This is a genomic window from Rudaea cellulosilytica DSM 22992 (genome assembly GCF_000378125.1).
Classification (GTDB): domain Bacteria; phylum Pseudomonadota; class Gammaproteobacteria; order Xanthomonadales; family Rhodanobacteraceae; genus Rudaea; species Rudaea cellulosilytica.
Genome location: NZ_KB899241.1, coordinates 1,061,042 through 1,083,121, shown reverse-complemented (window position 1 = coordinate 1,083,121; position 22,080 = coordinate 1,061,042). Strand labels below are relative to the sequence as shown.

Sequence of the window (22,080 nt, the reverse complement as noted above, 5' to 3'; positions counted from 1 at the left end):
CGAAAGTCCTCATCTAAATGCGGGTCAGGGTCAATCCTTCCCTACGTGCGGCAATCAGCGCATCGAGCAGTTCGCTACGACGCTTCCATAGCGGCACAAGCTGATTTGTATAGATCTTGTGTTCGTAAGCCGCCTGCAGGCGGCGGTCGATCTCGGCGAGTTCGCTCGTTGCCGGATTCGCATCGAATGCAGCGGGGGTCGCGGCCGCGATGCGATTGTCGTGTTCGATGGCCAGCAGCTGCAGTTCAAGCGCCTGCGCGCGTGCCTGCCAGTCGATCTCGGGCGTGGCAGAGTGCCAGCCGCGCAAGGCGACAGCGCCGGCCAGTATGACGCAGAACATGCCGCCCGCCGTGAGACGGCGCAGGCGCCGCCTGCGGCTGCGCGCACCGTGCGCGGCCTCGATGCGTGACCACAAATCGGCAGGCGGTTGCGGCTGTGCTTCGCCGATGCTCTGCAGGACGGCGGTCACCGCTTCGACGGATTTGGAGTCGGGACGAGTCATGACTCAGGTCTCAGCCTGCGGTTCGGCGACGCTGGCATGCAAGCGCTGCAGTCCGCGCGCAAGGATGGATTTCGAATAACTCTCGCTCTGTCCGAACAACTTCGCGATTTCCGTATGCGTGTAGCCTTCGAGCTCGTGCAGAACGAGCACCGCGCGTGCGCGCGGCGGCAGGCGCCGCAACAGCGCGGCAGCGTCCAGCTTCTGCGCGGGGCTTGCATCGACAGCGTCGGCTGCGGCGAACATCGCCTCGGGATCGGCGTCGACGAAGCGCTTGTTCTTGCGCAGCTGATCGATCGCTGCATTCGCGGTCATGCGCTTGAGCCACGCGCCGAATGGCGCGTCGCCGCGATAGCTGCGTATGGTCTCGATCAGTTTCAAAAACACCTCCTGTACCAGATCCTCTGCCTGCGCGGCATTGCCGGTCAGCCGCAACGCCAGGCCGTAGCACGGCTGGCCGAAGCGCGCGTACAGCGTTGCGAATGCCGGCATGTCACCGCGCTGGGCTCGCGCGAGCACACTGGCCTCGACGATCTGCGCGAAACCGGAAAGGGGGGCGAGGCCGCTCATGTCGGTGTTCGCGCTGCGATTCATTCGCTTTCAGGACGCACGGGAGGTGCGGATCGTCGCAGCCGCAGAATCATCGACGGCAATGAACCCGCGCAAGCGCATTCCTGCGCCGCGCCAAGCTAGGGCGCCGGTGACGCCGGTTTGCGGCGCCAGACGCACCACTTGCCACTGCTCGGGGACCCCGACCTCGTCCGCCACATGCACGAGACGCCGCGTCGTGCCGGCGGCATCGAGCTCGAAACCGACACGGTCGAGGCCGAAGGCGATGCCGCGGCCAATCGCCTTGAGCACGGCCTCCTTCGCGCTCCACAGCTCGAGGAAGCTGCGCTGCCGCTGATCCTCGGGCAATGCCGCCAGCGCTTCGGCTTCATCCGCGGTGAAATAGCGCCGCGCGATTTCCAGGTACGGGCGCATGCGCGCGCGGCTTTCGATGTCGACGCCAAGCGGCTGCGTGCGACTCACGCCGACGAGCAGCGCGCCAGCGCTATGCGACTGATTGAACTGCAGTGCCGCATCGGGGAGATAGGGTTTGCCACCGACATCGCGTTCGATGCGCAAGCCGGCGGGGTCGGCGCCGAGGTAGGCGGCGAGCACGCCGCGCAGAGAACCTGAAGCATCGGCTCGCGCATTCGCACCCGGCTCGCGCCGGGGGAACAGCCACAAGTGGATTTCGTCGTCGCCGAGTTCAACTGGCGCTGCGGCGGCAACGAAGTCTTCGTGGAAAAGCGTGTGCATGGCCCATGCTTGGCCATGCGCACGCCGATCGTCAAGCGCTCAGCGGATCAGGCGGGTGTCGACCAGGTTCTTGACGACCGACGGATCAGCCAAGGTCGAGATGTCGCCAAGCTGCTCCGGCGCGTTCTCGGCGATCTTGCGCAGGATGCGACGCATGATCTTGCCCGAGCGCGTCTTCGGCAACCCCGGCGCCCATTGCAGATGGTCAGGCGTCGCGATTGGCCCGATCTCCTTGCGCACATGCGCGACCAATTCCTTCTTCAGCGCATCGGTGCCTTCGACTCCGGCCTTGAGCGTGACGTAGGCGTAGATGCCCTGCCCCTTGATGTCGTGCGGGCAACCGACCACCGCGGCTTCGGCGACGGCGTGATGGCCGACGAGTGCGCTCTCGACCTCGGCCGTGCCGATGCGGTGACCGGAAACGTTGATCACATCGTCGACGCGGCCAGTGATCCAGTAATAGCCGTCAGCGTCGCGTCTAGCGCCATCGCCGGTGAAGTAGTTGCCGGGATAGGTTTTGAAATACGTTTCGATGAAGCGCTCGTGATCGCCGTACACCGTGCGCATCTGCCCGGGCCAGGAATCGGTAAGGATCAGATTGCCCTCGGCCTCGCCTTCGAGCACGGCACCGTTCGCGTCGACCAGCGCGGGTTTGACGCCAAAGAACGGCTTGGTCGCCGAACCAGGTTTGGTCGCGATCGCACCAGGCAATGGCGTAATCAGAATGCCGCCGGTCTCGGTCTGCCACCACGTGTCGACGATCGGACAGCGACCGTCGCCGACCACGTGGTAGTACCACTCCCACGCTTCCGGGTTGATCGGTTCGCCGACGGAACCCAACAAGCGCAACGACGTCCGCTTGGTTTTCTTGACCGCCTCTTCGCCTTCGCGCATCAGCGCGCGGATCGCCGTCGGCGCGGTGTAGAACAGCGTCACCTGGTGCTTGTCGATCACCCGCCAGAAGCGCGACACGTCCGGATAGTTCGGGATGCCCTCGAACATCAGCGAGGTTGCGCCGTTGGCGAGCGGGCCGTAGACGATGTAGCTGTGCCCGGTGACCCAGCCGACGTCGGCCGTGCACCAGTACACGTCGTCCTCGCGCAGGTCGAACACGCATTCGTGCGTGTAGCTCGCAAACACGCCGTAGCCGCCGGTCGTGTGCAGCACGCCCTTCGGCTTGCCGGTCGAGCCCGAGGTGTAGAGGATGAACAGCGGATCCTCGGCGCTCATCGGCTCGGGCGGACAGTCCGTGCTCTGCTCGGCAACCAGCGCGTCCCACCAACGGTCGCGCGGCGCCTGCATGTTGACCGGTGCACCGGTACGCTTGACCACGAGTACGGTTTCGACGCTGTTCGTGCCCGGCTTCTTGAGTGCCTCGTCGACGTTGACCTTGAGTGGAACCTTCTTGCCGCCGCGCAGGCCCTCGTCGGCGGTGATGACGACCTTGGAGGTGCAATCGGCGATGCGCCCGGCAATCGAGTCGGGGGAAAAGCCGCCGAACACGATCGAATGGATCGCGCCGATGCGCGCGCAGGCGAGCATCGCCACTGCGGCTTCGGGGATCATCGGCAGATAGATCGTCACGCGATCGCCCTTCTGCACGCCGAGGTTTTTCAGCAGGTTCGCGGCGCGGCAGACCTGCTCGTGCAACTCGCGATAGCTGACACGCTTGGATTCGGAAGGATCGTCGCCTTCCCAGAGGATCGCGGTCTTGTCACCGCGTGCGGCCAGATGCCTGTCGAGACAGTTGGCGGACAAATTGAGCGTGCCGTCGTGGAACCAGCGGATGTGCAGATCCTTCGCATCGAAGGACACGTCCTTCACCTTGGTGTAAGGCGTGATCCAGTCGAGGCGCTTGCCGACGCGGCCCCAGAAGCCCTCGGCATCCTTCACCGATTCGGCGTAGTCCTTCTCGTATTGGGCGGCGGTGACGCGCGTCTTGGCGGCGACGTCCGCGGGCACGGGATAAATCTTCGACATGACTCTACCCTTTCTTATTGCTTGGATTGTAAGGAGTGGCAACTTCGCCGCTTTTGGCGGAGGCCGGAATCGGACCTTGGTCCAACTGACTGTGTCTTCCGCCCGCGGCGATACTGCGAGTCGTGATTTTACGCTCGCGGTATTGCGCCGCGCTGGGACGTCGCAAGCGGCGCACCAGATCAACGATGACCGGGGAGAAGAGGTATGGCTACGACTATGCAAGGCAGCGCCGCGCCGCTGACCAGCGAACATGTGCGGGTGATCGGCGCGTCGAGTCTGGGCACCGTGTTCGAATGGTACGACTTCTATCTATACGGCTCACTGGCACCGATCATCGCGACGCATTTCTTCACCTCGCTCGCACCCGGCGCCGCCTTCATCATGGCGTTGCTAACTTTTGCCGCCGGTTTCGCCGTGCGACCGTTCGGCGCACTCGTGTTCGGTCGCCTCGGCGACCTGATCGGACGCAAGTACACCTTCCTGATCACGATCGCGATCATGGGCTTCTCCACGCTCGCGGTCGGCCTGCTGCCCACCTACGGAACGATCGGCATCGCCGCCCCCGTGCTGCTCGTGTTGCTGCGCTGTCTGCAGGGCCTTGCGCTCGGCGGCGAGTACGGTGGTGCGGCGACCTACGTTGCCGAACACGCACCTCCGGGCAAGCGCGGCCTGTACACGAGCTTCATCCAGACCACGGCGACAGTCGGTCTGTTCCTGTCCCTGCTCGTGATTCTGGTCACGCGTACCAGTGTCGGCGAGGACGCGTTCAAAGCCTTCTACTGGCGTTTGCCGTTCGTCATCTCGCTGTTGTTGCTGATCATCTCTCTGTGGATCCGCCTCAAGCTCAACGAGTCGCCGCTGTTCCAGCAGATGAAAGCCGAAGGCAAGGGCTCCAAGGCGCCCCTCACCGATAGCTTCGGCAACTGGGGGAACGGCAAGGTTGTCGTGCTCGCCCTGCTCGGCGCGACCGCGGGCCAAGCCGTGGTCTGGTACGCAGGCCAGTTTTACGCGCTGTTCTTCCTGACCCAGACCCTCAAAGTCGACGCGGTGACGGCGAATCTGCTTATCGCCGCGGCGCTTGCCATCGCAACCGCAGGTTTCGTCTTCTTCGGTTGGTTGTCCGATCGCATCGGGCGCAAGCCGATCATCATGGCCGGTTGCCTGCTCGCGGCGCTGACCTATTTCCCGATCTTCAAGGCGCTGACCCACTATGCGAATCCGGCGCTCGAGGCCGCTGCGGCGAAGTCGCCTGCCGTCGTCGTCGCCGATCCCAAGGACTGCGCCTTCCAGTTCGTACCCGGCGAGCTCAAGGGCCAGATCAAGTTCACCAGTTCCTGCGACGTGCTCAAGAACCTGCTCAACGCGCGCAGTGTGGATTACACCAACGAAGTCGCGCCGGCGGGAACGCTGGCAAGTGTGCGCTTGGGCGCGACGGCGATTTCCAGCGTCGATCTGAAAGCCTTGACCCCGGACGAGGCCAAGGCGGCGCAGGCCAAACTGGCCACGGACGTCACCGCAGCGATTGATGCCGCAGGCTACCCGAAGACGGCCGACTCGGCGCAGATGAACAAGCCGATGGTGTTGCTGCTGCTGACGATCCTCGTCCTTTACGTAACCATGGTCTACGGGCCGATCGCTGCATGGCTGGTCGAGATGTTCCCGACGCGTATCCGCTATACCTCGATGAGCCTGCCCTACCACATCGGCAACGGCTGGTTCGGCGGCTTTCTGCCGACCACGGCATTCGCCCTGGTGCTGGCGAGCGGCAACATGTACTCCGGTCTGTGGTATCCGGTAATCATTGCCCTCGGTACCTTCATCATCGGCTCGCTGTTCCTGCGCGAGACCAAAGATGTCGATATCACGAAGTGATTCGATTTATCTTTTGATGTTCTTTGCCGCGGAAAAATAGCCGTCAAAAAAGGCCGGGAGTGTGACTCCCGGCCTTTTTGTTGCACAAACGAAGAAGCGGCAGCTACGCTCGTTTGACCAGGCGTATGAGCAGAAGCAGGATGATCGCGCCGATCGCGGAGGTGATGATCTGGCCAATGATGCCGCCTCCCATCGAGAAGTTCAGCACATGTGCGCATAGCCAGCCGGCGATCAGACCGCCGAGAATGCCGACGATGATGTCGCCGATCAGTCCGAACCCGCCGCCTTTGACGACCACACCGGCCAGCCAACCAGCAATGCCGCCTACGATCAGATAAACGATGAACTCCATATCATGCTCCCGGATAGCGGTCGGCTGACCGCAAGGAGATTGTGCGCTTTGTCACGCAATCGTCAAAACGCAACGCAACAAATCAGGCCGTACGATTCGAGTCCAAGTGGCCGCCGTGATCCGCCGCGGTGATCGGCTGAGGTGACGTTGCCGCTCCCGCCTTGGCCAGGTTGGCCTTCGCGCGCAAAGCGCTGATTTCCGGATCGATGATCAAGGCCGCCTCCGGTTGCGCGGTGGACGCGATCCGCGCTGCCGCGAGCGAGAGGGCAAAGCCCAACAGCCCGCCGCAACCGAGGACAAGGCCGATGCCCATCAGGCCCGGCGATCCGGTCGTGAAGGCGACGGCGAATGCGACTATGGCGACGACGAGCAGGATCCAGCGCATGGCAATTCCCTCCGGGCGGGTGCATGCTGCCACAGCTGTGCTGCCTCGTGAAGACGAAGCAGCGCAGCGGCAGTATTTGCGCGACCGGTGGCGGCGGGCCGCCATCGACGGTAGGTTCATCGATCCGCACTAAATTTGAAAGCGCGGCCGTGGACGGCCGCTTTTTGATCTTCGCGGTCAGGAATGATCGCACTAGAATACGCGGGGCGATGTCGTGTCCGGCAGCGGAGGGCGGTCATGGAACATCTGCAACAGCTTGCGCTAGCGAGCGGCCTGGCCTGGGCCAGCGGCATTCGTCTCTATGCTGCGATCTTCATCGTCGGCCTGCTCGGCCGGCTCGGCTACGTCCATCTGCCGTCCGACCTGAGCCTGCTTGAACATAACTGGGTGCTCGGCGCTTCGGGCGTCATGCTCGTCGCCGAATTCCTCGCCGACAAGGTGCCCGGCTTCGATTCGATCTGGGATTCGATCCACACCTTCATCCGCATTCCGATCGGTGCCCTGCTGGCTTGGGGTGCAATGGGCGATCAGGGCCCAGCGTTGCAGATGGCAGCGGGAATCTTCGGCGGCGCTATCGCCGGCGGCACGCACTTGGCCAAGGCCGGTGCGCGCGCAGCGATCAACACCTCGCCCGAGCCGTTCAGCAACTGGACCGCGAGCGCGAGCGAGGACGGCCTATTGCTCGGCGGCCTTTGGCTCGTGTTTGCGCATCCGGCGGCGTTTCTCGTCTTGCTCGCGCTGTTCCTCGCTCTGGCAATCTGGCTCATGCCAAAAATGTTCCGCTACCTTGCACGCATCTGGCGCGGATTGGGTGGCCGCCCCGAGCGCGCGTCCACGCCGCGGTTGCCCTCGTGATTGGGGTTTGTTGAACGCACATCCGTGCGCGCGATCCTGCAGGCTTCCCCCGCCGCGGCCAACGGGGACCCCACGACCCTTGCTTTCGGCACATGGCGCGCGCCATACGCTTGCTATGCTGCGCGATCTTTTCCGTTCGATGCCAGCAGGGTGCCGTCATGTCGTTGCGTTTGCCGAAACTTCTCTTTGCCGCTGCGCTGGGCACGGTTCTGACCGTGTCGTCGGCTTGGGCCGATGATGGCACCAAGGATGCGAACAAGGATGCCGCGGGCAAACCCGACGAAGCCAAGCTGCCGCCCTTTCCCGCCGACAAGACGGTCAAGCAGACGACGACCATCGGCGGCAAGACGATCAGCTACGACGCCACGGTCGGCTCGCTGCCCGTGCTCGACGAAAAGGGCAAGACCATCGCCGACGTGATGTTCATTGCCTACACCGTGCCAGGCAAGGACCGGCCGGTGACGTTTGCGCTCAATGGCGGCCCCGGCGCATCGTCGGTGTATCTCAATCTCGGCGCGCTCGGACCCAAGCGCGTGCAGTTCGGCGCGGAGGGCAATTCGCCGTCCGACCCGGCCACGCCGATCGACAATCAGGGATCGTGGCTCGATTTCACCGACCTCGTCTTCATCGATCCGGTCGGCACCGGCTTCTCGCGCTCGCGTGTGAGCGAGGACGAAACCAAGAAGAAGTTCTACTCGACCCAGGCCGACATCGAATATCTCTCGCGCATCGTCTACGACTGGCTGGTCAAGAACGACCGGCTCCTGTCGCGCAAGTATCTCGTCGGCGAAAGCTACGGCGGCTTCCGCGGGCCGCGCATCACCCACTACCTGCAGACGCGGCTTGGCGTGGCGATGAACGGCGACGTGCTCGTCTCGCCGTATCTCGACCCGGGCGTGCAGAACGACAACGGCGACCTGTCGCCGTTGCCGTGGATGTTGACCTTGCCGACGATCACCGCGACCAATCTCGAACGCCAGGGCAAGCTCAACGACGCAACGATGGCGCAGGTGATCGAGTACACGCGCGGCGACTACGTCGTCGACCTGCTCAAGGGCCGGTCCGATCCGCAGGCGGTCGAGCGCATCGTCAAGCGCGTCACCGAGCTGTCCGGCCTCGATCCCGTGTTCGTGCGCCGTGCCGGCGGACGCCTGGAAACACAGGCGTTCCTGCGCGAAGTATTCCGCAACGAGGGCAAGCTCGGCAGCCGGTATGACGCCAACGTCACCGAATGGGATCCGTTCCCGTTCTCGCCCGACCAGCGCACCAACGATCCGCTGCTCGACGCGATCATCGCGCCGACCACGACCGCGATGGTCGATTTCGTCACGCGTACGGTCGGCTGGAAATACGTCGGTCGCTACAACGCGCTTTCTTACGACGTGAACCGCCTCTGGGATCGCAAGGATGAACCACGTGGCTCGGTGCAGGAGCTGCGCCAGTCGGTCGCGATCGATTCCAAGTTGCGCGTGCTGATCGTGCACGGCTGGGGCGACCTATCCTGCCCGTTCATGGCCTCCAAGCTCATCGTCGACCAGATGCCGCTCATGGGCGATCCCAATCGCGTGCAAGTCAAGGAATACGCCGGCGGCCACATGTTCTACAGCCGCGGCGATAGCCAGCAGGCGCTGCGCCGCGACGTGATGGCGATGTACGCGCAGCACTGAAGTCCGCTGTGCCGGGACGGTGCAGCAAGTTGCTCAGACCCGCGCCCGTTTCGCGCGCCGCGTCCCGTTCTTGTCGCCTGCGGCGACAAGCGCCATGACTTCGGTGAGGATCGAGTTCATCGCCGCCCCCGCGCGCGCCGAATCGCCCGCGCGGATCGCATCGAAGACATGGCGATGCGCGGGAATGCTCGCAGTGTGGCCCTTGATGCGGTTGGTCATGCGAATGGAAATCTTCAACGCCGTCGCGATCAACTCGTCGAGTTGCATGTAGAACGGATTGCCGGTGGCCTTCAAGATGGCCACATGGAAGGAAATGTCTGCGGCGAGATGATCGCCGTCTCCGCGCTCGGCCGCGGCCATGCGCTCAAGGCCGAGCTCGATGGTGCGTAGCGCTTCGGGCGAGGCGTTCTTCGCCGCGAGCGCGGCTGCCGCAGGCTCGAGGCCCAGGCGCATTTCGGTGAAATGACGCAGCAATTCGTAGGAGAACTTGCGCTCGAGCATCCAGCGCAGCACGTCTGGATCAAGCAGACTCCACTGCTCCTGTGGCTGCGTCGTGATGCCGCTGCGTGGACGCGCAGCGAGCATGCCCTTCGCGGTCAGCATCTTCACGGCTTCGCGCGTGACGCTGCGGCTAGTGCCGTAGTGCTGCGATATGTCCGCCTCGGTCGGGAAGCTGCGCCCGTCAAACTCGCCGGCGACGACCGCCTGCCCCAGCGATTCCAGTAACTGCTCAGTCAAAGTCAGCCGGCCTGAGCGCCTGGATCGATCGAGGGTTTTCAGCATCTGCATATGGCGGTCAGCGTATCAAGCGCGCTCGTCGCTTGGCAATGAACCTGCGCCGGCGGAGTGAAGTTCATGTTGCGGTGCGGCTTGGCAATGTATCTTATATATAGTATTTATCATACAAATAACAAAAACCACACACCACTCGATCGATTCAACTTGGAGGGAGAACGAATGAGTTCCACGCTTAAGTCGTTGCCGTTGCGTCGCCTATCGCTGGCGATTTCCGTACTGATTTCCCCAGCCATGTTGCCCAGCACGGTTGCCAACGCGGCGGGGGACGACCAACCCGCCGCGGCGACCGATTCCGCGAAACCGGGCGATCCGGCCCAGCTCGGCGAGATCTCGGTGACCGGCCAGCTTGCCGCGATCCGCCGCGCGCAAGCGATCAAACAAGATGCCGTCGGCGTCGTCGACTCGGTCTCGGCCGAGGAAGCCGGCAAGTTTCCCGATCAGAACGTCGCCGACGCGCTACAGCGCGTGCCCGGCGTGGCGGTCGACCGCATCGGCGGCGAATCGAGCAAGGTCACGGTGCGCGGCTTCGGCCCGAGCTTCGTCAACGTTACGGTCAACGGCCGACCGATGCTGTCCGATTCGGGCGACCGCAGCTTTCATTTCGACGCGCTGCCGTCGGAATTGATCAGCACGGCCGAAGTGCTGAAGACCGCCACCGCCAGCCAAGAAGACGGCGGCATCGGCGGCACGATCAATATCGTCACCGCGCGGCCGCTCGACACCACCGGCTTCCATATGTCCGGCAGTCTCGGCGCCGTGAACGACAGCCTGGACAGCGGGCTCGCCAACAAGTTCACGCCCAAGGCCTCGTTCCTGATCGGCGACAGCAATGCCGACCATACCTTCGGCTGGCTGATGTCGGCGATGTACTACAAGCGCGATCACACCGAGAACCTGATCGAGACGGGCGGATGGTACGTCAATCAGGACTTCTCGAAGATCAGCAACGATCCGTCGGCGAAAAACGGGGCGTATCCACAAACCATCGACGGGCAGTCCATTGCCACGACCAACACGCGCAAGGGCTTGAGCCTCGCCGTCGATTGGAAGCCGTTCGACAAGTTGATGGTGAAGTTCGATTCGCTGGTCACGAACTACAAGCAGGACTACCTGACCCGCTACGTCGGCTACTACGGCAACCAGCCCGACACCACTGCCGTAACCTTCGACGGCAACGGCACGCCGCTGACCTTTTCGCGCAATACCAACAACGGCGCGGCTCAGGCCACCGACTCGGTGATGAGCACCAACACGCCGCGCGATGCCTACGTGACGCAGACCGGCCTGAACCTGGCCTACGACATCACCGATACGCTCAAGGCCGATCTGGATATCGCTTATACCGGCGCGTGGAACAAGTACGACAGCGGCAATACCTTCCTTGTCGTCGGCACGCGCAATACCGGGTTGCCGATGAATTTCACCAATCCGAACAACGGTGGTTTCCCGTACTACGACTACTCCAGCCTGATCCAGCCCGGTGATTCGACGAACTTGATGACGCATTGCTGCAGTACCGGCGGCAATCATCTGAGCAACAAGGGCGACAACTACCGTTTCCATCTGTCGAAACGTTTCACCGACGGCGTGCTGTCCAAGCTCGACTTCGGCGTGGAATCCACGGATACAACGCTGCGCCAGATCAGCTACAACACGACCTACGATTCCGGCGATGCACTCAATCTTTGCGCAATTTATTGCGGCTACAACGCCAGCGTACCGGCAAGCGTCATCGGCGCCAGCATCTTCAACGCGGGTTCCTGGTTCAGCCAGCAGTCGCAGGGTTTTCCGAGCCAGTGGCTCAACTACGACATGAACAAGCTGCTGAACTATCTGCTTTCGCCGGCGGCGTACAACCAGATCTATGCCTATCGCAACAGCTTGAGCTACGCAACGCCGGAGGCCAAGGCGGCGGCACTTCAACAAGTGACGGACTTTGCGGCGGCCGCGGCGAAACTCGGTGGTTGGGTTTCGAAAGCGGACCCGCGCACGTTCAGCCAGATCGAAGAAAAGACCAAATCGGCCTATTTCTCCGCCGATTTCGAGGGCTCGGTGGCGGATATGCCGTGGCACTTGAACACCGGCTACCGCTATGTGAAGACCGACACCACCTCTGACGCGAACGCAGTGCTGTTGACGGCGATCACGGTCAATCCGTCCGATCCGAGCAATGCCATTCCATCGTACGGCCCGTATTCGCCGATCCAGTTCACCGGCAGCTACAAGTACTGGCTGCCGTCGGCGAACTTCAAGCTCAATCTGCGCGACGATCTAATCTTTCGCTTTGCCGCATCGAAGACACTCACGCGTCCTGACCTGACTCAGCTGGCCGCGACCACGAGCTACAACTTCCGCCCATCCAATCAGACGATCACGACGGGCAATACGGATCTGAAGCCGTTTTTGTCGAAGAACATCGACGCCGGCATCGAATGGTATTTCGCGGACGCCAGTTACGTTGCCCTGGACGGCTTCCACAAGAAAGTCAGCAACTTCACCACGACGATCACCACGCCGACGACGATCCTCGGTTTCCCGTTCGACTTCACCCATCCGGTCAACCTCAACGATTCGACGATCAAGGGCTTCGAGTTCACCTTCAACTATCAGTTCACCAATCTGCCGTCGCCGTTCGACGGTTTGGGTACGGCGTTCAACTACACCAGCGTGGACAGCAGCACGTCGATCGATCCGCAAGTACTGAAAACCGGAAACGGTAATTTGTTCGCCGTACCCGGCATCGGCGACTCGGCCAACCTCAGCGGCTACTATGAGAAAGGGCCATGGCAGGCGCGACTCGCGGTCAACTGGCGCGACAAGTACCTGTCCTGCCTGTCCTGCGGCCCGGGCTCGCAGCCGTGGACGACCAAGTCCTATGCTCAGCTCGATATGAGCGCCTCGTACAAGATCCGCGAGAACGTGTCGATATTCGTCGAGGGCACCAATCTGACCCGCGAACAGGTCTCAGTCTACCAGGTGTATCTCAATCGCCCGGTGAGCACGGTGTTCGACGGCAGGACGTTCGCCGTCGGCGTGCGCGGCAGTTGGTGAGGTGTTGTCACGTGATCTGTTTTTTGCACATGTTTAGGAAAGCGATGCCATGCGGTTGTTGAAGGGACTACCGGCTGCCATGCTCACCAGCACGCTGTTGACCGCCGGCGTGCTGGCGAACGAGGCTCCCTTGCCGCCGGCGCGCGGTCTTGGTGTCGACCAAGGCCATTTCGTGTTCGACGGCAAACCCTTCCGCATCGTTTCCGGTGAAATGCACTACCCGCGCATCCCGCGCGAGTACTGGCACGAACGGCTGAAGATGGCCAAGGCGATGGGCCTCAATGCGGTTACCGCCTACGTGTTCTGGAACGTGCATGAGCGCACGCCCGGCCAGTACGACTTCGGCGGGCAGTACGACGTCGCCGAATTCATCCGCGCGGCGCAAGCCGAAGGCCTTTACGTGATCCTGCGTCCAGGCCCCTACGTTTGCGCCGAGTGGGAATTCGGCGGCTTCCCCGCCTGGCTGCTCAAGGACCGCAGCACCATTGTGCGCAGCCGCGATCCGAAGTATCTCGAACCGGCCACGCGCTGGCTGCATCGCCTCGGCAAAGAACTCGCGCCGCTGCAGTACGCGCACGGCGGTCCGATCATCGCCGTGCAGGTCGAGAACGAGTACGGCAGCTTCGATGCCGACCATGCCTACATGGAAGATGTTCGCCGCGCGCTCATCGACGGCGGTTTCGATCGCACCCTGCTCTACACCGCCGACGGCGGGGACTATGTGACGAACGGTTCGCTGCCCGACCTGCCGGTCGCGATCAATTTCGGCACCGGCGACGCGCAGAAAGAATTCGCCAAGCTGCACAAGCTGCGCCCGCAGGGCCCGTTCATGAACGGCGAATATTGGGACGGCTGGTTCGATCACTGGGGCGACAAGCACAACACGCCCGACGCGAACAAACAGATCGCCGACGTGGAATGGATGCTCGAGCAGGGCTATTCGCTGAGCCTGTACATGTTTCACGGAGGCACCAGCTTCGGCTGGATGAACGGCGCGAACTGGGACAAGGGCGAATATCAGCCGGACGTCACCAGCTACGACTACGATGTCGGCCTCGACGAAAGCGGTCGGCCGACGCCGAAGTATTTCGCCTTCCGTGATGTGATCGCGAAGGCGACCGGGGTGACGCCGCCGCCGATTCCGCCCGCAGCGCCAACGCAAGCGATCGGCGCGGTCGCGCTGCCCGAGTCCGCCTCGCTCTGGGACAACCTACCGGCGCCGGTCGAATCGCGCGATCTGAAAACGATGGAGGATCTCGACCAGGCTTATGGTTACATCCTCTATCGCACCACGCTCGCAGCGGCCGGCGGCGATCTCGTTCTCGACGGCCTGCATGACTACGCGCGCATCTATGTCGACGGCAAACTCGCCGGCACGCTCGACCGCCGCCTCAAGCAGTCCAAGCTCGCGATCACGGCGCGCAAGGGCAGCGTGCTCGACATCCTCGTCGAGAACAGCGGGCGCATCAATTTCAGCAAGGAGCTGCGCGGCGAGCGCAAAGGCATCACCGGGTCTGCTTCGCTGCGCGGCGCCAAACTCAACGACTGGAAGATCTACTCGCTTCCGCTCGACAACGTGGCGAACTACCGCTACGCGAGCAAGCCTTGCAGCGCCGCGCCCTGCTTCTATCGCGGCCGTTTCGACGCGCCGAAGTCGGGCAATGCGTCGGCCGACACGTTCCTCGACACGGCCGGCTGGAACAAGGGTTTCGTCTGGCTCAACGGCAAGGCCTTAGGCCGCCACTGGGACGTCGGCCCGCAGCGCACGCTGTACGTGCCGGGCGTCTGGCTGACGCCGAAGGGTAACGACGTGATCGCGCTCGACCTCGGCGGCGTCAAGCAGGCGGGCGTGACCCTACGCGACAAGCCGGTACTCGACGCCAAGCCGGCTTCGGCGGCACGCTAGTGCATCGCCCCAGGGGATTTTCGCTGTCATGACCGCACAGAACCCATCCTCGGCATCGCGCCTCGCCGGCAAACGCGTGATCGTCACCGGCGCGGCCAGCGGCATCGGCGCGGCGATCGCCAAGCTGTTCGCCGCGCACGGCGCCCGCGTCGCCGGCTACGACCGCGCTGCACCGACGGGCGACGCGGCCAGAGTCTGCGAGCATTTCGTCCAGGGCGATATCGCCGACGAAGCCGCGGTCGGCGCGTTCGTCGCCCAAGTCGGCGAACGTTTCGGCGGCATCGACGTGCTCGTCAACAACGCGGGCGCCGACGTGTTTGCCGAGCCGCTCGCGCTGACGAGCGCCGAGTGGCAGCGCAATCTCGCCACCAACCTCGGCGGCGCCTGGAATTTCAGCCGCGCGGTGCTGCCTTTCATGCTCGCGCGCGAAGCCGGGGCGATCGTCAACATCGCCTCGGTGCATGGGCACAAGATCATCCCGGGCGCGTTTCCGTATCCGGTCGCCAAGCACGGCTTGATCGGCATGACGAAGGCGCTCGGCATCCAATACGCAGCGCGCGGCGTGCGCTGCAATTCGATCTCACCGGGGCTGATCATGGTCGAGCGCATCGAGCGCTGGTTCCAGGCGCAGCCCGAGGAGCGCCGTCGCCAGACCGAACTGCTGCCGTGCAAGCGCATCGGCACGCCCGAGGAAGTCGCCTACACCGCATTGTTCCTCGCCAGCGACGAAGCGCGCTTCATCAATGCCACCGACATCTTGATCGACGGCGGCCGTTCGCAGCTCTACCACGAATGAACACGATGGACTGGACCACGCATCTGCCGCTGATCGCCATCCTGCGCGGCATCACGCCGGACGACATCGAAGCTCACGTCGATGCGCTGATCACGGCCGGCATCACGTTGATCGAGATTCCGACCAATTCGCCGCACTGGCTGCACAGTGTCGAGCGGGCACAGCAGCATGCGAACGGTCGCGCGATCGTCGGCGCAGGAACGGTGCTCAACGTGGCCGACGCGGACGCGCTCGCGGCGACCGGCGCGAAGCTCATGGTCACGCCGAATACCGATCCGCCCCTGATCCGGCATGCGGTCGCCGCCGGTCTCACCGTTGCTGCAGGCTTTCTTACCGCGAGCGAGGCGTTCGCCGCCCTCGCCGCCGGTGCGCAGATTCTCAAGCTGTTTCCGGCCGCGAACATGGGCCCGGGCTACGTGCGCGCACTCAAGGCAGTGTTGCCGCCGAGCGTGCCGTTGTTTGCGGTCGGCGGCGTTACCCCCGACAACCTTCACGATTTCCTCGGCGCGGGATGCAGCGGCGCGGGGCTCGGCGGCGATCTGTACAAGCCGGGCCAAATCTCCACCGCGACGCATGCCCGCGCCGAGGCGTTCATTCAGTCCTTCAGGAAGAAGTCGCAGTGAAAATCACCAAGCTCACCACCTACCGCGTCGCACCGCGCTGGATGTTCCTCAAGGTCGACACCGATGAAGGCGTCGTCGGCTGGGGCGAACCCGTGGTCGAAGGCCGCGCGCGCAGCGTCGAGGCGGCGGTGCTGGAGATCGGCGAGCAGCTCATCGGCAAGGATCCCGCACGCATCAACGACCACTGGCAGACCATGTATCGTGGCGCGTTCTATCGCGGCGGCGCGGTGTTCATGAGTGCAATCGCCGGCATCGACCAGGCGCTCTGGGACATCAAGGGCAAGGCGCTCGGCGTGCCGGTGTACCAGCTGCTCGGCGGTCTCGTGCGCGACCGCATGAAAACCTATTGCTGGGTCGGCGGCGATCGTCCGGCCGACATCATCGCGCAGATTCGCGCGCGCATGGAGCACGGCTTCGACACGTTCAAGATGAACGGCTGTGAGGAACTGGGCCTGGTCGATTCGAGCCGCGCAATCGATGCCGCCGTCGCCAAGGTGGCCGAGATCCGTGCCGCGTTCGGCAACACGATCGAATTCGGCCTCGACTTCCATGGCCGCGTCGGCGCGCCGATGGCGAAGACGCTGATCCGCGAACTCGAACCGTATCGGCCGCTGTTCATCGAGGAGCCTGTGCTCGCCGAGCAGGCCGAATACTATCCGCGCCTTGCTGCACAGACCGCGATTCCGCTCGCCGCGGGCGAACGCATGTACTCGCGCTTCGAGTTCAAGCACGTGTTCGAGCGTGGCGGCGTCGCCATTGTCCAACCCGACCTGTCGCATGCCGGTGGCATCACCGAGTGCGCGAAGATCGCGGCGATGGCCGAGGCCTATGACGTCGCGCTCGCGCCGCACTGCCCACTCGGCCCGATCGCGCTCGCCGCGTGCCTGCACGTCGACTTCACCAGCTGGAACGCGGTGCTGCAAGAACAGAGCATCGGCATCCACTACAACGCCGACGGCGAAGTGCTCGACTATGTCGTCAACAAAGACGCGTTCGCGATGGAACAGGGCTCGGTGAAACCGCTTACCGGGCCGGGCCTCGGCATCGAGATCGACGAGGCGGTCGTGATCGAGCGTAGCCGCAGCGCGCCGGACTGGCACAATCCGGTCTGGCGCCACAAAGACGGCAGCGTTGCGGAATGGTGAGATGAGCGTAGCGTCGACTGCGTCGAAACCGTCCGACCCGAGTCGCGCGCAAGCGCAACTCGCGGTGGACTGCCGCTGCGAGCTCGGCGAAGGCATCGTCTGGGACGAGCGCGAGCAGGTATTGCTGTGGACCGACATCCACGCTGCGCGCCTGTGGCGCCATCGACTGCGCGACGGCGCAACGCAAAGCTGGCGCCTGCCCGATCGTCTCGGCTCGTTCGCCCTGTGCGAATCCGGCCGCCTGCTGCTCGGCCTCGCCAAGGGACTCTATCTCGCCGACCTGCGCGACAACGAAACAGACGAGCGCCTCGCGACGCAGCTCCTCGTCGCGATCAACGAACATGCCACGCTGCGCCTCAACGACGGCCGCACCGATCGTCGCGGCAATTTCGTTTTCGGCACGCTCGATGAAGCGTCGCCGAAACGCGCGATCGGCCGCTTTTATCAATATTCCGCACGCCACGGGCTGCGCACACTCGATCTCGGTGGCGTCGCGATCCCGAACAGCATCGCGTTCGCGCCCGATGGCGCATCGCTTTACTACTGCGACACGCGCCGAGGCGAAATCATGGTCTGCGACTACGACGCGGAGCGCGCACACACGGGCGCGCCGCGCCTATTCGCGCGCGTCGACGCACCGGCCAGCCCCGACGGAGCCACGGTCGACCGCGACGGGCATCTGTGGAGTGCGCAGTGGGGCGCCGGCCGCGTCGTCTGCTATGGGCGTGATGGCGCGATCGAACATGAAGTCGCGGTGCCGACCGCAAACCCGAGTTGTCCCGCGTTCGGCGGCGCGCGCCTCGATACGCTTTACCTGACCACGGCGCGCGAGGATTTGAGCTCCACCCAGCTCGAACGCGAGCCGCAGGCCGGCGGCGTGTTCTGTGCGCAGATCGCGGGCGTGGTCGGCCTGGCCGAAGAACGGTTCGTCGGCCTATGAATCCGTCCACGAAGCTACTGCGCTCGACAATTTGCGCGCCGGCGGTGCTCGGAATCCTCACATACTTGTTTGTATGCTCCGGTTCCTGCGCTCCGGCGACGCACAAATTCTCTTCGCTCGCTACGCGTCGAGGACGAATTCAATGATCGCGATCGACTGGGGCAGCACGAGCCTGCGCGCGTTCCGTCTCGACGAGAGCGGACAGGTGCGCGAACAACGTCGTTCCACCCGCGGCGTTCTCGCCGCTGAAGGCCGCTTCGCCGAGACGCTGCGCGAGCAGATCGACGCTTGGGACGACGCGCTCATCGTCATGGCGGGCATGGTCGGCAGCCGGCAAGGCTGGTTTGAAGTGCCGTACGTCGATTGCCCGGCGGGTCTGGGCGAGATCGCCTCGGCGCTGCAGCGCCTGCCCGCGGACGAATTCGCCGAGCGCGAGATCTGGATCGTGCCCGGCCTGCGCAGCCGCAACGACGCCGGCGCCTACGATGTGATGCGCGGCGAGGAAACCCAGATCTGCGGGGTGCTCGCCGAATTGGCGTCGCAACCGCAAACCGTGTGCCTGCCCGGCACGCACAGCAAACTCGCGACCGTTGCGAATGGACGTGTCGAACGCTTCGCTACGGCGATGACCGGCGAGCTATTCGAATTGCTCTGCTCGCACAGCGTGCTCGGGCGCCTGATGCAGCCCGGCGAGCACGACGCCGACGCGTTCGCGCAGGGTGTCGCCCACGCCGCGCGCGCGGGCGACCTGCTGCATCACCTGTTCGCGGTGCGCACGCTCGGCCTGTTCGATGCGTTGCGGCCGACACAGCTGCGTCCGTTCCTTTCCGGCCTGTTGATCGGACACGAACTCAACGATCTGCCGGCGGATACAGGCACGGTGCACCTCGTCGGCGCATCGTCGCTGCTCGCTGCTTACAAAGCGGCGCTCGCCGTGCGCGGACATGCGGCGCATGGGCACTCGGAACTCGCATCCGCCCACGGCTGCTACGCGTTGGCGAAGCAGGCCCGATTGCTTGCGTAAATAAGCGTTTCAAAAAATAGAAAATTCTCATCGGCGACAAATCGGTCGCGGTTGAGGAACATAAGGAGGAGGGAAAGATGAAGCTCTCGTGGCTCGACATCGTTATCGTGCTGACGTATCTCGTCGGCATCTTCGCTCTCGCGCAGTGGGTGTCGCGCGAGAAAGGCAGCCATCAGAAGGATGCGAAGGACTACTTCCTCGCGAGCAAGGCGCTGCCGTGGTGGGCGATCGGCACCTCGCTGATCGCGGCGAATATCTCCGCCGAGCAGATCATCGGCATGTCGGGCTCGGGTTACGCGCTCGGCCTCGCGATCGCCTCTTACGAATGGATGGCGGCGGCGACGATTCTCATCATCGGCCGCTGGTTCCTGCCGGTGTTCCTGCGCAACGGCATCAACACGATGCCGCAGTTTCTCGAAGAGCGTTACGGCACGCGCATCCGCACGGTGATGGCGGTGTTTTGGTTGATCCTCTACGTGTTCGTCAACCTGACCTCGATTCTCTGGCTCGGCTCGATCGCGGTGAGCCAGGTCACCGGCATGGACCAGTTCGCCGCGCTCGTTCTGCTCGGTGCGTTCTCGCTCGCCTATCAGCTTTACGGTGGCCTCAAGGCGGTCGCGCTGACCGACTTCGTCCAGGTGTCGTTGCTCGTCATCGGCGGCCTGCTCGTTGCCGCGATCACGCTTGGCCAGATCGGCGGCGAAGGCGGCGTGCTCGCCGGCTTCCACAAGCTGCTCGACCTGCACCCCGACCATTTCCACATGATCCTGCCGCCGGACAGCCCCTACTACAAAGATCTGCCGGGCATCGCCGTGCTTGTCGGCGGCCTGTGGGTGATGAACTTGAGCTACTGGGGCTTCAACCAGTACATCATCCAGCGCGGACTCGCGGCGAAGAATATCGGCGAAGCACAGAAGGGCGTGCTGCTCGCGGCATTTATCAAATTGCTGATCCCGCTGGTCGTCGTCGTGCCCGGCATCGCGGCAATCGCGCTCGCGCCGGGCCTCGCGCGCCCCGATCAGGCCTATCCGACGATGATGGCGTTGCTGCCGACCGGCGTGCTCGGTCTCGTCTTCGCTGCGCTGGTCGCCGCGATCATGGCTTCGCTCGCCTCCAAGATCAATTCGATCGCGACGATCTTCACGCTCGATTTCTACGCACGCCTGAGCGGACGTAACGAACAGACCCATCTGGTCAACGTCGGCCGCGTCGCCGCGGTCGTCGCCGTCATCATCGGCGTGCTCAGCGCGAAGCCGTTGCTCGGCAGCTTCGACCAGGCATTTCAATACATCCAGGATTTCACCGGCTACTTCACCCCGGGCATCACCGTAATCTTCCTGCTCGGCCTGTTCTGGCCGCGCGCGAACGAGGCCGGTGCGCTCGCAGCGGCGATCGGCTCGGTCGTGCTGTCGCTCGCGATCCGGCTCGGGCTGCCGTCGATGCCGTTCATGAATCGCGTCGGCCTGGTCTTCCTGCTGTCGTTGCTGCTCGCCGTCGTCGTCTCGCTGCTGAGCGCGAGCGTGCCGGCGAAGAATCGCATTCGCACCGACGACGTCAGCTTCCGTACCTCAAACGGTTTCAATCTCGGCGCGATTGCCGTCGTCGCGATCTTGATCGTGCTCTACACGGTGTTTTGGTGATGTCTGTTTCTTGCGGAGAACTTCGATGAAAAACCTCACGTTGAAAATCCTGCGGTCGGTGGCGTTTGCATTCTGCGCTGTCGCCGCCTCCTTCCACGCCCAGGCCGCGCAGACGGCGGCCGAACTCGCGCCGACGCCGCAGATGGGCTTCAACAACTGGAACTCCACGCACTGCCGCGCCGAATTCAACGAGGCGATGATCCGCGGCATCGCCGACAAGTTCATCGAACTCGGTCTCAAGGACGCCGGCTACACCTACGTCAATATCGACGACTGCTGGGCCAACTGGAAGCGCGATGCGAACGGCAACATCCAGGCCAATCCGGTGCGCTTTCCGAGCGGGATCAAGGCGCTGGCCGACTACATCCACAGCAAAGGTCTGAAGTTCGGCTTGTATTCGAGCGCTGGCACGTGGACCTGCGAGCCGAAGGAGGAAAACCGCGGTTTCCCCGGCGGACTCGGGCACGAGAAGCAGGACGCGGCTACGTACGCCTCGTGGGGCGTCGACTACCTCAAGTACGACAACTGCAACAACGAAAACATCGACGCGCGCATCCGCTATCAGGCGATGGGCGAAGCGCTGCGCGCGACCGGCAAATCGATCTTCTACAGTCTCTGCGAATGGGGTGAAAACAAGGCGTGGCTGTGGGCCGGCGAACCGGTCGGCGGCAACTCATGGCGCACGACGGGCGACATCGAGGACAAGTACCCCTCCATGCTGAAAATATTCAAAGAGAACGTCGTTCTCAATTCCCACGCCAAACCGGGCCGCTGGAACGATCCCGACATGCTCGAAGTGGGCAACGGCGGCATGAGCGACACCGAGTACCGCAGCCATTTCAGTCTGTGGGCGATCATGGCCGCGCCGCTGATGATCGGCACCGACCTGCGCAAGATCAAACCCGATGCGCTCAAGATCCTGCTCAACAAGGAAGTGATCGCGGTCGACCAGGACACGCTCGGCGAGCAGGGCCACCGCATCCGCGAAGCCGACGGCGTGCACGTCATCGTCAAGCCGCTCAAAGACGGCAGCCACGCCGTCGCTGTGTTCAACGAGACCGATGCCGCGAAGGACGCCTCGGTCACCGCCGCCGAGCTGCACCTGGATAAGACGAAAAAGTATACTGTTCGCGATCTGTGGGAGCATGCGGACGCCAAGGGCGACGGTGCGATTCAGGTCAAACTGGCGCCGCATGCAACCGCCATGTACCGCATCAGCGCGCTCTAATCCACACCGGAATG

Annotated in this window: 19 protein-coding genes; 12 read left to right on the top strand and 7 right to left on the bottom strand. The window is 63.6% G+C overall.

Features of this window, described 5'->3' with window-relative positions; all coding sequences use genetic code 11:
- Positions 1 to 13: 13 nt before the first annotated feature.
- The 4 genes from F455_RS0104830 to acs are packed head-to-tail and all read right to left on the bottom strand — an operon-like array spanning position 14 to position 3,784.
- The gene (locus tag F455_RS0104830; RefSeq protein WP_018972144.1) at positions 14 to 502 is read right to left on the bottom strand and encodes a hypothetical protein; all 489 of its coding nucleotides are present in this window, start codon (positions 500 to 502) and stop codon (positions 14 to 16) included.
- A gap of 3 nt (positions 503 to 505) precedes the next feature.
- Positions 506 to 1,093, bottom strand: coding sequence for an RNA polymerase sigma factor (locus F455_RS19815; RefSeq protein ID WP_018972143.1), 588 nt, complete (start codon positions 1,091 to 1,093; stop codon positions 506 to 508).
- 6 nt (positions 1,094 to 1,099) lie between these two features.
- Positions 1,100 to 1,804 (bottom strand): 4'-phosphopantetheinyl transferase family protein, encoded by a 705-nt coding sequence (locus F455_RS19810; RefSeq protein ID WP_018972142.1) that lies wholly within the window; start codon positions 1,802 to 1,804, stop codon positions 1,100 to 1,102.
- 39 nt (positions 1,805 to 1,843) lie between these two features.
- The gene (acs, locus tag F455_RS0104815; RefSeq protein ID WP_018972141.1) at positions 1,844 to 3,784 is read right to left on the bottom strand and encodes an acetate--CoA ligase; all 1,941 of its coding nucleotides are present in this window, start codon (positions 3,782 to 3,784) and stop codon (positions 1,844 to 1,846) included.
- A 204-nt stretch (positions 3,785 to 3,988) separates the two neighbouring features.
- Here acs and F455_RS0104810 point away from each other — a divergent pair, with 204 nt between their 5' ends.
- A complete protein-coding gene (locus F455_RS0104810) occupies positions 3,989 to 5,656 on the top strand; it encodes an MFS transporter (protein ID WP_026293081.1) in 1,668 nt (555 codons plus the stop codon).
- A gap of 103 nt (positions 5,657 to 5,759) precedes the next feature.
- Here F455_RS0104810 and F455_RS0104805 read toward each other — a convergent pair whose 3' ends face one another.
- Together F455_RS0104805 and F455_RS0104800 are read right to left on the bottom strand one after the other, a co-directional pair.
- Positions 5,760 to 6,008: a GlsB/YeaQ/YmgE family stress response membrane protein gene (locus F455_RS0104805; RefSeq protein WP_018972139.1), complete on the bottom strand. Its 249-nt coding sequence runs from the start codon at positions 6,006 to 6,008 to the stop codon at positions 5,760 to 5,762.
- An 82-nt stretch (positions 6,009 to 6,090) separates the two neighbouring features.
- Positions 6,091 to 6,393 (bottom strand): hypothetical protein, encoded by a 303-nt coding sequence (locus F455_RS0104800; protein ID WP_018972138.1) that lies wholly within the window; start codon positions 6,391 to 6,393, stop codon positions 6,091 to 6,093.
- Positions 6,394 to 6,630: 237 nt separating this feature from the next.
- Between F455_RS0104800 and F455_RS0104795 the strand changes: the two genes are divergently transcribed.
- Together F455_RS0104795 and F455_RS0104790 are read left to right on the top strand one after the other, a co-directional pair.
- The gene (locus F455_RS0104795; RefSeq protein ID WP_018972137.1) at positions 6,631 to 7,248 is read left to right on the top strand and encodes a DUF4126 domain-containing protein; all 618 of its coding nucleotides are present in this window, start codon (positions 6,631 to 6,633) and stop codon (positions 7,246 to 7,248) included.
- Between the two features lie 158 nt (positions 7,249 to 7,406).
- On the top strand, positions 7,407 to 8,915 hold the full coding sequence (locus F455_RS0104790; protein WP_026293080.1) for a S10 family peptidase: 1,509 nt from the start codon (positions 7,407 to 7,409) through the stop codon (positions 8,913 to 8,915).
- 33 nt (positions 8,916 to 8,948) lie between these two features.
- Here the strand turns inward: F455_RS0104790 and F455_RS0104785 are convergent, their stop codons facing one another.
- On the bottom strand, positions 8,949 to 9,653 hold the full coding sequence (locus tag F455_RS0104785; RefSeq protein WP_018972135.1) for a FadR/GntR family transcriptional regulator: 705 nt from the start codon (positions 9,651 to 9,653) through the stop codon (positions 8,949 to 8,951).
- Positions 9,654 to 9,872: 219 nt separating this feature from the next.
- On the opposite strand from F455_RS0104785, the gene F455_RS0104780 reads away from it, so the two are divergent.
- The 9 genes from F455_RS0104780 to F455_RS0104740 all read left to right on the top strand — a co-directional run bounded on the left by F455_RS0104780 (position 9,873) and on the right by F455_RS0104740 (position 22,066).
- Positions 9,873 to 12,764, top strand: coding sequence for a TonB-dependent receptor (locus F455_RS0104780; protein ID WP_169337294.1), 2,892 nt, complete (start codon positions 9,873 to 9,875; stop codon positions 12,762 to 12,764).
- A gap of 49 nt (positions 12,765 to 12,813) precedes the next feature.
- On the top strand, positions 12,814 to 14,670 hold the full coding sequence (locus F455_RS0104775) for a glycoside hydrolase family 35 protein (protein ID WP_211212282.1): 1,857 nt from the start codon (positions 12,814 to 12,816) through the stop codon (positions 14,668 to 14,670).
- A 28-nt stretch (positions 14,671 to 14,698) separates the two neighbouring features.
- Entirely contained in the window at positions 14,699 to 15,466 is a 768-nt protein-coding gene (locus tag F455_RS0104770; RefSeq protein WP_018972132.1) for an SDR family oxidoreductase, read from the top strand.
- A complete protein-coding gene (locus F455_RS0104765; protein ID WP_018972131.1) occupies positions 15,463 to 16,089 on the top strand; it encodes a 2-dehydro-3-deoxy-6-phosphogalactonate aldolase in 627 nt (208 codons plus the stop codon). The genes F455_RS0104770 and F455_RS0104765 overlap by 4 nt, the downstream gene beginning before the upstream one ends.
- Positions 16,086 to 17,234: a galactonate dehydratase gene (gene dgoD / locus F455_RS0104760; RefSeq protein ID WP_018972130.1), complete on the top strand. Its 1,149-nt coding sequence runs from the start codon at positions 16,086 to 16,088 to the stop codon at positions 17,232 to 17,234. The genes F455_RS0104765 and dgoD overlap by 4 nt, the downstream gene beginning before the upstream one ends.
- Position 17,235: 1 nt before the next feature.
- Entirely contained in the window at positions 17,236 to 18,174 is a 939-nt protein-coding gene (locus F455_RS0104755) for an SMP-30/gluconolactonase/LRE family protein (protein ID WP_018972129.1), read from the top strand.
- A 142-nt stretch (positions 18,175 to 18,316) separates the two neighbouring features.
- Positions 18,317 to 19,198, top strand: coding sequence for a 2-dehydro-3-deoxygalactonokinase (locus tag F455_RS0104750; RefSeq protein WP_018972128.1), 882 nt, complete (start codon positions 18,317 to 18,319; stop codon positions 19,196 to 19,198).
- A gap of 77 nt (positions 19,199 to 19,275) precedes the next feature.
- On the top strand, positions 19,276 to 20,838 hold the full coding sequence (locus F455_RS0104745) for a sodium:solute symporter family transporter (RefSeq protein ID WP_018972127.1): 1,563 nt from the start codon (positions 19,276 to 19,278) through the stop codon (positions 20,836 to 20,838).
- Between the two features lie 25 nt (positions 20,839 to 20,863).
- Positions 20,864 to 22,066: a glycoside hydrolase family 27 protein gene (locus F455_RS0104740; RefSeq protein WP_018972126.1), complete on the top strand. Its 1,203-nt coding sequence runs from the start codon at positions 20,864 to 20,866 to the stop codon at positions 22,064 to 22,066.
- Positions 22,067 to 22,080: the final 14 nt, after the last annotated feature.

What these genes read in the sequence shown, in the direction of transcription:
- F455_RS0104775 (WP_211212282.1), top strand. Translation starts at nt 12,814, where the DNA reads ATGCGGTTGTTGAAGGGACTACCGGCTGCCATGCTCACCAGCACGCTG.
- F455_RS0104770 (WP_018972132.1), top strand. Translation starts at nt 14,699, where the DNA reads ATGACCGCACAGAACCCATCCTCGGCATCGCGCCTCGCCGGCAAACGC.
- F455_RS0104800 (WP_018972138.1), bottom strand. Translation starts at nt 6,393, where the DNA reads ATGCGCTGGATCCTGCTCGTCGTCGCCATAGTCGCATTCGCCGTCGCC.
- F455_RS0104805 (WP_018972139.1), bottom strand. Translation starts at nt 6,008, where the DNA reads ATGGAGTTCATCGTTTATCTGATCGTAGGCGGCATTGCTGGTTGGCTG.
- F455_RS0104795 (WP_018972137.1), top strand. Translation starts at nt 6,631, where the DNA reads ATGGAACATCTGCAACAGCTTGCGCTAGCGAGCGGCCTGGCCTGGGCC.
- F455_RS0104740 (WP_018972126.1), top strand. Translation starts at nt 20,864, where the DNA reads ATGAAAAACCTCACGTTGAAAATCCTGCGGTCGGTGGCGTTTGCATTC.
- F455_RS0104830 (WP_018972144.1), bottom strand. Translation starts at nt 502, where the DNA reads ATGACTCGTCCCGACTCCAAATCCGTCGAAGCGGTGACCGCCGTCCTG.
- F455_RS19810 (WP_018972142.1), bottom strand. Translation starts at nt 1,804, where the DNA reads ATGCACACGCTTTTCCACGAAGACTTCGTTGCCGCCGCAGCGCCAGTT.
- F455_RS0104810 (WP_026293081.1), top strand. Translation starts at nt 3,989, where the DNA reads ATGGCTACGACTATGCAAGGCAGCGCCGCGCCGCTGACCAGCGAACAT.
- F455_RS0104765 (WP_018972131.1), top strand. Translation starts at nt 15,463, where the DNA reads ATGAACACGATGGACTGGACCACGCATCTGCCGCTGATCGCCATCCTG.
- F455_RS0104755 (WP_018972129.1), top strand. Translation starts at nt 17,236, where the DNA reads ATGAGCGTAGCGTCGACTGCGTCGAAACCGTCCGACCCGAGTCGCGCG.
- F455_RS0104745 (WP_018972127.1), top strand. Translation starts at nt 19,276, where the DNA reads ATGAAGCTCTCGTGGCTCGACATCGTTATCGTGCTGACGTATCTCGTC.
- F455_RS0104790 (WP_026293080.1), top strand. Translation starts at nt 7,407, where the DNA reads ATGTCGTTGCGTTTGCCGAAACTTCTCTTTGCCGCTGCGCTGGGCACG.
- F455_RS0104750 (WP_018972128.1), top strand. Translation starts at nt 18,317, where the DNA reads ATGATCGCGATCGACTGGGGCAGCACGAGCCTGCGCGCGTTCCGTCTC.
- acs (WP_018972141.1), bottom strand. Translation starts at nt 3,784, where the DNA reads ATGTCGAAGATTTATCCCGTGCCCGCGGACGTCGCCGCCAAGACGCGC.
- F455_RS0104780 (WP_169337294.1), top strand. Translation starts at nt 9,873, where the DNA reads ATGAGTTCCACGCTTAAGTCGTTGCCGTTGCGTCGCCTATCGCTGGCG.
- F455_RS19815 (WP_018972143.1), bottom strand. Translation starts at nt 1,093, where the DNA reads ATGAATCGCAGCGCGAACACCGACATGAGCGGCCTCGCCCCCCTTTCC.